Origin of the sequence: Actinomadura sp. DC4, assembly GCF_030406325.1 — a bacterium.
GTDB lineage: Bacteria > Actinomycetota > Actinomycetes > Streptosporangiales > Streptosporangiaceae > Actinoallomurus.
The window spans coordinates 273778-284980 of the sequence record NZ_JAUEQY010000012.1; the positions used below are offsets into that span (position 1 = coordinate 273778).

At 72.0% G+C, this 11203-nt stretch carries 11 protein-coding genes; 7 read left to right on the forward strand and 4 right to left on the reverse strand.

What is annotated here, in order from left to right; all coding sequences use genetic code 11:
• Nucleotides 1-35 precede the first annotated feature (35 nt).
• From QWU11_RS21550 to QWU11_RS21580, 7 genes are all read left to right on the forward strand, one after another.
• Nucleotides 36-914, forward strand: coding sequence for a YegS/Rv2252/BmrU family lipid kinase (locus QWU11_RS21550; protein WP_290115907.1), 879 nt, complete (start codon nucleotides 36-38; stop codon nucleotides 912-914).
• A gap of 78 nt (nucleotides 915-992) precedes the next feature.
• On the forward strand, nucleotides 993-1667 hold the full coding sequence (locus tag QWU11_RS21555; RefSeq protein WP_290115917.1) for a hypothetical protein: 675 nt from the start codon (nucleotides 993-995) through the stop codon (nucleotides 1665-1667).
• 69 nt (nucleotides 1668-1736) lie between these two features.
• Nucleotides 1737-2135, forward strand: a complete 399-nt coding sequence (locus tag QWU11_RS21560; RefSeq protein WP_290115919.1) for a YccF domain-containing protein — start codon at nucleotides 1737-1739, stop codon at nucleotides 2133-2135.
• A 65-nt stretch (nucleotides 2136-2200) separates the two neighbouring features.
• On the forward strand, nucleotides 2201-2470 hold the full coding sequence (locus tag QWU11_RS21565) for a hypothetical protein (protein WP_290115920.1): 270 nt from the start codon (nucleotides 2201-2203) through the stop codon (nucleotides 2468-2470).
• A 165-nt stretch (nucleotides 2471-2635) separates the two neighbouring features.
• The gene (locus QWU11_RS21570) at nucleotides 2636-4054 is read left to right on the forward strand and encodes a metallophosphoesterase (protein WP_290115921.1); all 1419 of its coding nucleotides are present in this window, start codon (nucleotides 2636-2638) and stop codon (nucleotides 4052-4054) included.
• A 166-nt stretch (nucleotides 4055-4220) separates the two neighbouring features.
• Nucleotides 4221-4619 carry a DUF4234 domain-containing protein gene (locus QWU11_RS21575; protein ID WP_290115923.1) on the forward strand — a complete coding sequence of 133 codons (399 nt, stop codon included), beginning with the start codon at nucleotides 4221-4223 and terminating at the stop codon, nucleotides 4617-4619.
• A gap of 346 nt (nucleotides 4620-4965) precedes the next feature.
• Complete coding sequence (locus QWU11_RS21580; protein WP_354670874.1) at nucleotides 4966-6588, forward strand: bifunctional 3'-5' exonuclease/DNA polymerase; 1623 nt, start codon at nucleotides 4966-4968, stop codon at nucleotides 6586-6588.
• A 1-nt stretch (nucleotide 6589) separates the two neighbouring features.
• On the opposite strand, the gene QWU11_RS21585 is transcribed toward QWU11_RS21580, so the two are convergent.
• The 4 genes from QWU11_RS21585 to QWU11_RS21600 all read right to left on the reverse strand — a co-directional run.
• Nucleotides 6590-7867 carry a flavin-dependent oxidoreductase gene (locus QWU11_RS21585; protein WP_290115924.1) on the reverse strand — a complete coding sequence of 426 codons (1278 nt, stop codon included), beginning with the start codon at nucleotides 7865-7867 and terminating at the stop codon, nucleotides 6590-6592.
• A gap of 9 nt (nucleotides 7868-7876) precedes the next feature.
• Nucleotides 7877-8632 carry an ABC transporter ATP-binding protein gene (locus QWU11_RS21590; RefSeq protein WP_354670875.1) on the reverse strand — a complete coding sequence of 252 codons (756 nt, stop codon included), beginning with the start codon at nucleotides 8630-8632 and terminating at the stop codon, nucleotides 7877-7879.
• 172 nt (nucleotides 8633-8804) lie between these two features.
• Nucleotides 8805-10490, reverse strand: a complete 1686-nt coding sequence (locus tag QWU11_RS21595; protein WP_290115927.1) for a thiamine pyrophosphate-requiring protein — start codon at nucleotides 10488-10490, stop codon at nucleotides 8805-8807.
• A 155-nt stretch (nucleotides 10491-10645) separates the two neighbouring features.
• Nucleotides 10646-11203 (reverse strand): ABC transporter permease subunit (locus QWU11_RS21600; protein ID WP_290115931.1); only part of this gene is annotated, 558 nt, incomplete at its 5' end.

Below are 11203 nucleotides of genomic sequence, written 5' to 3' on the forward strand. Positions count from 1 at the left end.
CGCAGAGGGGCGCGGGCCCCGGACAGGAGCTCAACATGCGATCGTTCACCGCCGTGGTGAACCCGGCCGCCGGCAGTGACCCGGCCGCCCGTCTGATCCCGGTCGCGCGACGGCTGCGCGAGGCCGGCGCCGAGGTCGCCGTGGAGTACAGCCGCAGCCTCGAACACGCCGGAGACCTGGCCCGCGACGCCGCGAAGAAGGGCCACGTCGTCATCGCCGCGGGCGGCGACGGCATGGTCGGCGGCCTCGCCGGCGCGCTCGCGGGCACCGACGGCGTGCTCGGCATCCTGCCGGCCGGGCGCGGCAACGACTTCGCCCGCCAGCTCGCCCTCCCCGACGACCCGGAGCGCCTGGCCGACCTGCTGCTGTCCGCCGAGCCGCGGGCGATCGACGCGATCGAGGTCGACGCCGGAGACGGCAGGCACATCGTGGTCGGCAGCGTGTACGGCGGCGTCGACTCGGTGGCCAACGTGCACATCAACCGGCTGACCCGGCTGCCCGGCTCGCTCGCGTACTACCTCGGCCCGCTGCGCGCCATCGCGACCTGGCGGCCGGTGGCGTACACCATCACCGTCGACGGCGAGACGCGCGAGGAGCGCGGCTACACCGTCGTCGCGGCCAACTCCGGCTACTACGGCTACGGGCTGCACGTCGCGCCGGACGCCGAGGTCGACGACGGGCTGCTCGACGTCGTCATCATCCGGCACGCGCCCAAGCGGTTGTTCTTCTCCGTCATGCGCGAGCTCCCGCACGGCACGCACGTACGCCGGCCGGAGATCGAGGTGCTCCGCGGGCGCGAGGTGCGGATCGAGGCGGACCGCGAGCTGCCGTTCGGCGGCGACGGCGAGCTGCTCGGCACGCTGCCGGCCACGCTCCGGGTACTGCCCGGCGCCCTCCGGGTGATCGCGTCCTGAAGCTTGCCCGGTGCTTTGCCTGTCGCTGGGACGCCGCCGGGTACGTTGCGAGTGATCGGTGATTCGGGGGCGTCCACTGTGAAACACGCGCTCGCCGTGCTGGCCGGCATCGCCGTCGGCCTGCCGGTGATGGCGGCACTCGCGTCGGCGAACGGGCACACCGCGGGCGGCCTGCCCGACCGGTACGTGCCGTGGGCGCAGCACCACCTCCACACCGGGTACGCGGCGATCAGGACGCCGGTGAGCGCGCCCAAGCCCACGACGGTCGAGCGGACGCACCTGCTGGTCTCCACGCCGCTCTCCACGCCGTCGCCGCCGGCGCGTCACGTGGGCCCGCCACAGCCGCCTCCGCGCGCGCTGCGGCACGCCCCGCCCGCCACCGGGCTGCGCGTCTCCATCGACGCCCCGCGCACCGTGCGCCCGGGCGGCACCTACACCTACCGGATCAGGCTCGCCAACCGGGGGCCGGGCACGCCGGGCGAGATCACCGTACGCAACACGCTGCCGCCGGGCGTCGAGCGGACCGCCACGTCGCTGCCGGGCGGCGCCGGCGGGTACGCGGACGGCCGGGACACCACGCTCGTTCTGCCGCGGCTCCAGCCGGGCCGGTCCGCCACCGCCCGGTTCGCCGTACGGGTCCGGCGCACGGCCCACGGCGACCTGGTCGCGCGCAGCCGCATCGCCTCCATCGCCGGCGCCCGCGTCCCGCGCACACCGGAGAACGCTGCCCGGACCGCCACACGCGTCCGGTAAGTACGGAACCGAAGGACCCCCGTGCCTCGTCTCACTTGGTGACGACCACGACACGGGAAGGCAGGGAGCATGCGTACGCTGCTCAACCTCATCTGGCTGATCTTCGCCGGGTTCTGGCTCGCCCTCGGCTACTTTCTCGCCGGGATCATCTGCTGCGTGCTCATCGTCACGATCCCGTTCGGCATCGCGGCGTTCCGCATCGGCGTCTACGCGCTGTGGCCGTTCGGCCAGACCGCCGTACGGCGTGACGACGCCGGGGCGCTGACCCTGATCGCCAACGTGATCTGGCTCGTCGTCGCGGGGATCTGGCTCGCCATCGGGCACCTGGTCAGCGGCATCGCGCTCTGCATCACGATCATCGGCATCCCGCTGGGGCTGGCCAACTTCAAGCTGATCCCGATCTCGCTGCGGCCGCTGGGCGTGGAGATCGTCCCCTCCGAGGACCCGCGAGCGTTCCACCTGGCCTGACCGGAGATCTACATCTCTTTCCGCCGGGCTCGACAGCGGGCGGTGTCCGGGCCAAGATTGCCCCCATGCCAGGGGCCACGCCGTTGCCCAAGCAGGGCGATGTGTTCTTCGACCACACCCGACCGGACCGCTCGCTGCGGCTCAGCCGCCACTCGGACGCCGGCGTCGTCGTGCTGAGCATCTGGAGCGGCGGCGTCTGCCAGGCCACCTTCCAGCTGCCGGGCGAACAGGCGTCGGCGTTCGTCGAGGCGTTCCTCAGCACCTCACCACCGCACGCCGCGCCGGTGACCCGCCCGGAGATCTTCCGTACGGGCGAGTATCACACCCAGCCCTAGACGGCCGAAGACGGCCTCTTCGGGTGGAATGGGGCGAACACGGTGCGTCGCCGCCATTGCGGCTGTTACCGTGCGCCCGTGGCCCCCACACCAGCTGCGTCCTCCCGCGAGTCGTCCGCCGGTGCCGGTTGGCGGTGCTCGCAGCCGGGGACCTACACCGACCTGATGCCCGAGCAGGTCCAGAACCTCTCGTGGCTGAACCCGGCCGTCCTCTGGCGGTCCCGCAACGACGTACTGGCCCGGTGGTTCGGCGACCCGACCGACGACGAGCGGCGGCGCTGGGTGGCCCGCCAGCTCGGCGCGGGCGCGTCGCCCGACTTCACCATCGCGCGCGAGGACCCGCCGTCGTTCTCGTTCATGCTCATGGGCGACACCGGCGAGGGAGACGCGCCGCAGTACGCGGTGGTGCCGGGCTTCCTGAGGATGAGCGAGGGGACGCGCTTCGCGGTCATCGCGAGCGACGTGATCTACCCGACCGGCAGCGTCAACGAGTACGGCACCAAGTTCTTCCGGCCGTACAAGGACTATGACGCGCCGATCTACGCCGTACCGGGCAACCACGACTGGTACGACGGCCTCGGCGGTTTCATGCGCGTCTTCTGCGGCGCGCCGGAGCTCCCGGCCGAGGGCCGCCCGTCGCCGCTGTCCGGCGCCTGGCTGCGGCGGCTGTTCTGGAAGAACCCCGACGTGCCCGACGAGCGCCGTCTCGCGGAGGCCGAGAGCCTGCGGTCGCGGCCCGCGCAGCGGGCGGCGCAGCCGGGACCGTACTGGGCGATCGACGCGGGCCCGATACGGATCGTCGGCATCGACACGGGCATCGTCGGCGATATCGACCGGGACCAGGGGGAGTGGCTGCGCCGCGTCTCCCAGGGGCCCAAGCCGAAGATCCTCGTGACCGGGAAGCCGATCTACGTCGACGGCGCGTACCACCCCGGCGCGATCGAGGGCGGCGGCACGGTCGATGAGATCGTCCGGGATCCGGCGTGCAACTACGTGGCCGCGGTCGGCGGCGACATCCACAACTACCAGCACTATCCCGTACGAGTCGGCGACCGGACCATCGAGTACATCGTCTCTGGAGGCGGCGGCGCGTTCATGCACGCCACGCACACGATCCCGCGCGTGGACGTCGGCGGCGTCGACGAGGAGTCGTTCCGGTGCTATCCGCTGCGCGGCGACTGCCTGGCGTTCTACGGCCGGCTGTACGGCCGCCGGCTGCGAATGCGCCGGCTGTTCGAGCTGACCGAGGACCAGGCGGCCGCGGTGATCTCCAAGCGCCTCGGCGTCCCGCCGAAACGGGGGACGAACGCGGCCGTGACCTTCCGTACGCGGCTGGTGGCGTCGCTGCTGGGCGTCCCGGGCCGCCCGCACGGCGGCTCGCGCTTCCGGCTGCCGGTACGGCGGGTCTACCAGAGATTCCTGTCGCCGGCCTCCGCCTCGTACACGCCGCCGCTGTTCAAGAGCTTCATGCGCGTCGACGTGACGCCGGCGGGCCTGCGGATCCGCTGTTTCGCCGCGTCCGGCTGCCTGGAGCACGAGATCGCCCCGCCGATCGAGGACGAGGTAACGATTTCGTTTACCTGATAACAATCAGTAGGTATTCCGTATTTATGGGTTGATGTCCCTCCAGGATTGGCGCTCATGTTCGGCCATCCAGGCCGACCCGACCGCCCCTAAATTTCTGGAGACATCTGTGAGTCAGTCCTATCCGCAGGAAGCCGCTCGGCCCACCGCCGCTCCAGGTGCGCCGATGGGCGCCCAGATGAAGCGCCGCAACCCGGTCGGCGCCTGGCTGGGCCTGCCGATCATCACGCTCGGCATCTACGGACTCGTCTGGTACTACCTGGTCCACAGCGAGCTGGCGGCCTTCGACCGCCGCCGCCCGGTCAGCGCGGGCATGGCCCTGTGCTCGATGCTGTTCGGCTGGATCACCCTGGGCATCTGGCCGCTCATCATGTGGGTCAAGCTCGCGGGCCACATCCGCGAGGCCCAGCGAGTCGCAGGCCTGCAGCCTTCGTGCAGCGGTGGCCTGGGCTTCCTTCTCGGGATCCTCGGCTTCGGCGTCCTGTACTACCAGGTGGAGCTGAACAAGGTCGTCAAGCAGTACGGCGACACGCCCGCCGGGACCCAGGTCCCCCTCGCCGCCTGACGGAGACGAGAGCCGGCGACCGGCCTCGGCAGAGGCCGGTCCCCCGCACCGGCCCTCCCCGCCAGCGAACGGCCGTTGAAATGAGGATCGCTCCCCGGCCATCGGCGTAGCCCGGCCGTCCCCGCACCGGCCCGCCCGCGCGGGCCTTCGCGCCGGGGTACGGCAGCCGTCCACCGCTCCCTGCCTCCACCGACGCCTCGTCGTCGGCCACCGGCGCGGGCGGCGAAGTGACGCCACCGACCGGTCCGCGAACGAAACCGCGCCTTCCCCCTACCGGCCCGGCTCGGCGTGATCCGACCGGGAGGCCCGTACGCGCGTTGTCAGACGTGGCGGGCACAATCGGAGCGTGCGGATCGTGGTGGCCCAGGCATCGGATGGCGGGGGAGTCCTGCTGCCCGTCGCCGACGACGGAAAGCCCCTCGAATCCGCCCGGCCCGTCCCCGATCTCGTTGCCGCGATCGCCGCCCGCGAATCCGAACGCGACGACGTCCGCTGGGTCTGGGGAGCGACCTCGCGCGTCTACCCCAGACTCCTCCAGACCGGCGTACGGCTCTCGCGCTGTCACGACATCGGGCTCGCCGAGACCCTCCTGCTCAACCACGCCGGCCGCTACGGCGAGCCGCGCTCCCTCCAGGCGGCCCACGCGCGGCTCAACGGGCTCGACGTTCCCGACGACGTCGTCGCCGGTGACGGGCCGCCCACGCTCTTCGACGACCGGCCCGCCGACGACATCGGCTCCGTCGCCGCCGTCCACGAGGACCAGCAGCGCCGCGCCGCCGACGCCGGGCTGCGGCTGCTCGTCGCGGCCGAGTCGGCGGCCGGGCTCGCGGCGGCCGAGATGGGCCACGACGGCCTTCCGTGGCGGCCCGACGTGCACGACTCCCTGCTGAGCGAGCTCATGGGCCCGCGCCCGGCGCCCGGGATGCGGCCCCGGCGGCTGCAGGAGCTGGCCGACCAGATCGGCGAGGCGTTCGGCCACCGCATCAACCCCGACTCCCCGGCCCAGGTGATCAAGGCGTTCGCGGCGGCGGGCATCACCGTCTCCTCCACCCGGTCACGGGTGCTGAAGGAGGTCGACCACCCGGCCGCGCCGCTGCTCCTCGCGTACAAGGAGCTCGCCCGCCTCCACGGCGCGCACGGCTGGTCCTGGCTCGACTCCTGGGTACGCGACGGGCGCTTCCGCCCGGAGTACGTCGTCGGCGGCGTGGTCTCCGGCCGCTGGGCCACCAACGGCGGCGGCGCCCTGCAGATCCCCAAGGTCCTGCGCCGCGCGGTCGTCGCCGACCCCGGCTGGACCCTCGTGGTCGCCGACGCCGCCCAGCTCGAGCCGCGCGTCCTCGCGGCGCTCGCCGGTGACCGTGCCTTCGCCGCCGCGGCGGGCGAGACCGACCTCTACTCCGCGCTGTCCGGCGCGTTCGGCGGCGTGCGCGACAAGGCCAAGATCGCACTGCTGTCCGCGATGTACGGCGGCATGAGCGGAGAAGCGCCGCAGCTGCTGGCCGTCATGCGCCGCCGCTTCCCGGTCGCCTACGAATACGTCGAGGCCGCGGCCCGTACGGGCGAGGCCGGCCGGCTGGTCCGCTCGGTCCTGGGCCGCACCTGCCCGCCGCCGTCGGAGGCGTGGCGCGCGCTCGCCGTCCAGGACGGCGGCGGCTCGGCCGTACGCAGCCGGGGCCGGTTCACCCGCAACTTCGTCGTCCAGGCAAGCGCGGCCGACTGGGCGACGGCCCTGCTCGCGACGCTGCGCCTCCGCCTCGCGGCGCTGGGCAGGTCCGAGGAACACCCGCCGAGGCTCGTCTTCTTCCAGCACGACGAAGTGATCGTCCACGCGCCCGAGGCGCTCGCCGGGGCGGTCTCCGAGGCGATCAAGGACTCCGCCGCCGAGGCCCGCCGCCTGATCTTCGGCGACACCCCGGTCCGCTTTCCCATGGAGACCACCGCCGTCGCCTGCTACGCCGACGCGAAATGACTCAGCGGCGAGGGGTCCACGACGGGCGGGAGTTCAGGGATTCGGTGTCCATGTCCGTCGTACGGCGCCAGGCGTCGTTCATGTCGGTGAGTTCGGCGGCGGTCAGGACGTCGGAGATGGCGGCGAAACCGTCCGGGGCGCGTTCGGCGACCGTGTCCAGCAACCGGTCCGCGGCCATGTCACGGCAGGCCAGCACCACGGCGTTCGCCTCGTCGAGCCGGGCCGCCTCGTACGCCTTGAGCGCGTCGACCGGGTCGTCCGTGCGCGACAGCTCCCACGCCAGCACCCGCGCGTCGATGATGGCCAGCGACCCGCCGTTCGCGCCGATCGGGTACATCGGGTGGGCCGCGTCGCCGACCAGCGTCACCCGCCCGCGACTCCAGTACGGCAGCGGGTCCCGGTCCACCATGGGGTACTCCAGGATCTGCGGCGAGTCCGCGATGAGCCGCGGCACGTCCATCCACCCGAAGTCCCAGTCGGCGTAGTACGGCAGCACGTCCTCCAGCCGGCCCTCGCGCGTCCAGTCGGCGGTCTCGGTCTCCAGCCGTGTCTCCGGTGTCACCCGCACCTCGGCCACCCAGTTGACCAGGGCGCGGCTGCGGCTCTCGGCGGTCTTGGAGATCGGGTAGAACACGAGACGGCCGTGCGCGTGGGAGCCGGCGACGATCATCGAACGGCCGGTGAGAAACGGATCGGTCTCGGCGATTCCGCGCCACATCCGGATGCCGTTCCACAGCGGGGCGCCCTCGCCCGGATGCAGCTGACGGCGTACGGCCGAGGAGATGCCGTCCGCGCCGACGAGCACGTCGGCGCGCATTCGGACCGGCGCCCCGCCCGTACGGGCGTGCAGGGCGACCTCCACCCCCTCCTCGTCCTCGGCGTAGGACTCGAAGATCAGCCCGGTGCGTACGGCCTCGGGCCCGAGGCGCTCGACCACCGCGTCCAGGAGCAGCATCTGCAGCTCGCCCCGGTGGATGGAGTACTGCGGCCAGGAGTAGCCGGCGAACAGTCCCCGGTCGTGGCCGATGATGTGGTTCGCGTGGCGGTCGAGCCGGAGCATCTCCCGGGTCTGGACGCCGGTGGCCTCCAGCGCGTCGCCGAGGCCGAGCTCGGTGAGCTCGCGTACGGCGTGCGGCTGCAGGTTGATGCCGACGCCGAGCGGAAGCAGCGTCCGCGCGGCGTCGACGACGACCACCTCGGCACCCGCGGCGTGCAGGCTTAATGCCGTGGTGAGACCGCCGACGCCCGCGCCTACGACGAGGACCTTCACCGCTGTCATCCGTCCGATCTAGAAGGCCGGGACCTCGGCGTTGTCCCGTACGAGACGGCCGACCTCCGAGCGCAGGTGGACGAACGCGGGCAGCTCGCGGGTCTCGATCCGGTCGCGCTGGGAGGGCAGGCCCACATTCAGGTCGGCGAGCACCCGGCCGGGCGAGCGGCCCATCACCAGGATGCGGTCGCTGACGTAGACGCTCTCGTCGATGTCGTGGGTGACGAGCAGGATCATCATGTCGCTGGTCGCGCGGACCCGCAGCAGGAGGTCCTCCAGGTCCTCGCGCGTCTGCGCGTCGACCGACCCGAAGGGCTCGTCCATGAGCAGCAGTGTCGGCCGGTACGCCAGCGCGCGGGCGATCGCCACCCGCTGCTGCATGCCACCGGACAACTGCCAGGGGAACTTGCCCGCGGCGCCCGAGAGCCCGACCGCCTCCAGAGCGGTCTCGGCGGCCTTCTGCCGGGCGGCCTTGTCGAGCCCGCGACGCTTCAGCGGGAACTTCACGTTGTCGCGGACCGACATCCAGGGCAGCAGTGACCGGGAGTAGTCCTGGAAGACGACGGCGAGATCGTCGGGGACGCCGTCGACGGTCCGGCCGGAGAGCCGGATCTCGCCGGTGGTCGGTGCGACCAACCCGGCGATGGCACGCAGCAGTGTCGACTTTCCGCAGCCGGACTTGCCGACGATGCTCACGAGCTCATTTCCGCCGACCTCGAACGAAACGTCGTCGAGAGCCGTCTGTTCGCCGTACATGTGAGTGAGTTTCAGCACTTCAAGCACGATTAAGAACCCCACAGCTCCGCGGATCGGAAAGCACCGATAATAACCCAGCACCGGCAGACGCGACATGGGTGGTGCAGATTGCGGTAAAAGTAGCATCAATGTAACAATATGGAATCGACCAATGACTTTACGACGACAGTAAGGTCCGTTCCGGTCTCACTCAGTATCGCTCGATCCGCACGTCGACGACGGCGGATCGTCCCGTCCCGACCGCGGCGAGCCCGCGCCGCAGAGCCGGTATCAGCTCGGCACGGTCGTCCACTGACTCACCGTGAGCATGACACGCGCGGGCGAGCGCGGCCAGATCCGGCGGATACCGGAATCGCGTGCCGACCGCCTCGCCCCGCCCGGCCGAGACGCCGTCGGGGAACAGCTCGAAGACCGGCCGCCTGCTGGCGCGGTAGCCGTCGTTGTTGAGCACGACGGTCAGGAAGGGCGCGTCGGCCTCGGCGGACAGGCACAGCGCCGCGGTCGGCACGGAGAACATGAAGCTGCCGTCGCCGACGACCGCGACCACCCGCCGGTCCGGGGCGGCGAGCTTGACGCCGACCGCCCCGCCGAGCGCCCAGCCCAGCCCGGGGCTGCCGGTGCCGGCGAGCGTCCCCGGCCGGGTCCGGTGGACGAACTCCCGCAGCGTCCCGGCGTTCGTGACCGCCTCCGCGACGAGGATGTCCTCCTCTCGCAGGACGGCGTTCAGCGCCTCGGCCACCTCGCGCGCCGTGATGGGACCCTCGGTCACGGCCGGGGGAGCGGCGTCGTCCCGGGCGTGCCCCCGCCACGCCGCCGCCGGGTCCAGGTCGGGCAGCAGCGCCGTCACCTCGTCCAGGATCGCCGCGCCGTCGCCGGTCACGGACACGTCGGCCGGGAAGGACCACAGCGGCATGTCGGTCCGCAGCGGGTCGGCGTCGATCTGCACGACGACGGCGTCCTCGTGCGGGTGGACGAACTTCGGGATCCACGGCACGTCGCAGTCGGCCACGATGAGCAGGTCCGCCTCGGCGACGTGACGCCGGCCGGCCTCGTGGGTTCGTACGCGCATCGGATGGGCCGTGGAGATGTTGAGGCATCCGCTCTCGAGCAGTTCGACCACCCGGATGCCCGTACGGTCGGCCAGGCGCGTGACCGCCTCGAACCCTCCCGCGCGCCGCCCGGTCTTGGCGGTGATGAGCAGTGGGCGCCGGGCCTCGGCGAGCAGGCCGGCGATCCTGAGCGCGGTCTCCCGGCCGGCCCTCGGCGACGCGGGCACCGCGTATCCGGAGGTACGCCCCGGTGCCCCGGCGGGCGGGTCCATCAGGACGTCACGGGAGATCATGAGGTATGCGGGCCCGGGGCGGCCTCCGCGGGCGACCTGCACGGCGCGGCCGACGCCGCGCGCGAGCGTCTCGGAGCGGGTGATCTCGATGGCCAGCTTGGTGTAGCCGCGCACGATGCCGGGCTGGTCGGGGACGTCCTGCTGCCAGTGGATGACGTGGGAGCGCCCGCCCGCCGACTCGGGGTCCTCCCCGTACGGGGTCCGGCCGGCGATCACGATGACGCCGGCGTGGTCGCGGAAGGCGTTGTGCATCATCGCGCCGAGGTTCTGGGTGCCGACGTCGACGTGGACGAAGACGCACTGCGGACGTCCGCTGACCTGCCAGTACCCGTGGGCCGCCGCCAGCGCCACCGACTCGAAGGTGGACGGGACGATCCGCGGGATCGGCACCCCCGCCTCGGTGAGGGCGGCCACGGCCTCCTGCACCGGTGCGGAGTCGGTGCCGGGGTTGAGGAACAGGTGCTCCACGCCGTGCTCGTTGAGCAGCCAGAGGAGGTGTTCCGCGGTGGTCTTGGGCTTGAATTCGTCGGTCAAGGACTCTCATCCCCGAGGGTCTGCGCGGGAGGGCGCGCCGGCGGCGCGACCTGGTTCTCGCGGGTTCCGGCGCGATCGAGCGGAACACTAGCCGCGCCGGGCCCCGGCCTCCAGAAAGCTGTTCCGCTCTTCGGGACCGCCCGGAACGGGCCTTCTCAGGCGTCCGTGGCACGGGCCCCGCGGTGCCAGGCGAGCACCCGCCCCTCCACCGCGAGCAGGAGGACGTTGAGCACGTACCCGAGGACGCCCAGCAGGACGATCGTCGCCCACATGGTCGGCAGGTCCGACCGGCTCTGCGCGTCGGTGAGCTCGAAGCCGATGCCGTTGGCCGTCCCGGGCAGCAGCTCGGAGAAGACCATGAGGATGAGCGACAGCGACAGGCTGAGCCGTACGCCGGCGAAGATCTTGGGCAGTGCCGAGGGAAAAATGATCTTCCGCACCCGGTCGGCCGCGGTCAGCTTGTACACCCGCGCGGTCTCCATCTGGAGCGGGTCGACCGAGCGCGCGCCGTCCACGGCGTTCAGCAGGATGGGCCAGATCGCGCTGAAGACGATCGAGGCGAGCTGCATCTGCGTGCCCAGCTTGAACAAGACGATGAACACCGGGACCAGCGTCGGCGGCGGGATCGCCCGCGCGAACTGGAAGGCCGGGTCGAGGTAGGCGAACACCCGCTCGGACCGGCCGAGCGCCAGGCCTGCGCCCACCCCGGCGAA

What these genes read in the sequence shown, in the direction of transcription:
- QWU11_RS21550 (WP_290115907.1), top strand. Translation starts at nt 36, where the DNA reads ATGCGATCGTTCACCGCCGTGGTGAACCCGGCCGCCGGCAGTGACCCG.
- QWU11_RS21570 (WP_290115921.1), top strand. Translation starts at nt 2,636, where the DNA reads ATGCCCGAGCAGGTCCAGAACCTCTCGTGGCTGAACCCGGCCGTCCTC.
- QWU11_RS21565 (WP_290115920.1), top strand. Translation starts at nt 2,201, where the DNA reads ATGCCAGGGGCCACGCCGTTGCCCAAGCAGGGCGATGTGTTCTTCGAC.
- QWU11_RS21575 (WP_290115923.1), top strand. Translation starts at nt 4,221, where the DNA reads ATGGGCGCCCAGATGAAGCGCCGCAACCCGGTCGGCGCCTGGCTGGGC.
- QWU11_RS21560 (WP_290115919.1), top strand. Translation starts at nt 1,737, where the DNA reads ATGCGTACGCTGCTCAACCTCATCTGGCTGATCTTCGCCGGGTTCTGG.
- QWU11_RS21585 (WP_290115924.1), bottom strand. Translation starts at nt 7,867, where the DNA reads ATGACAGCGGTGAAGGTCCTCGTCGTAGGCGCGGGCGTCGGCGGTCTC.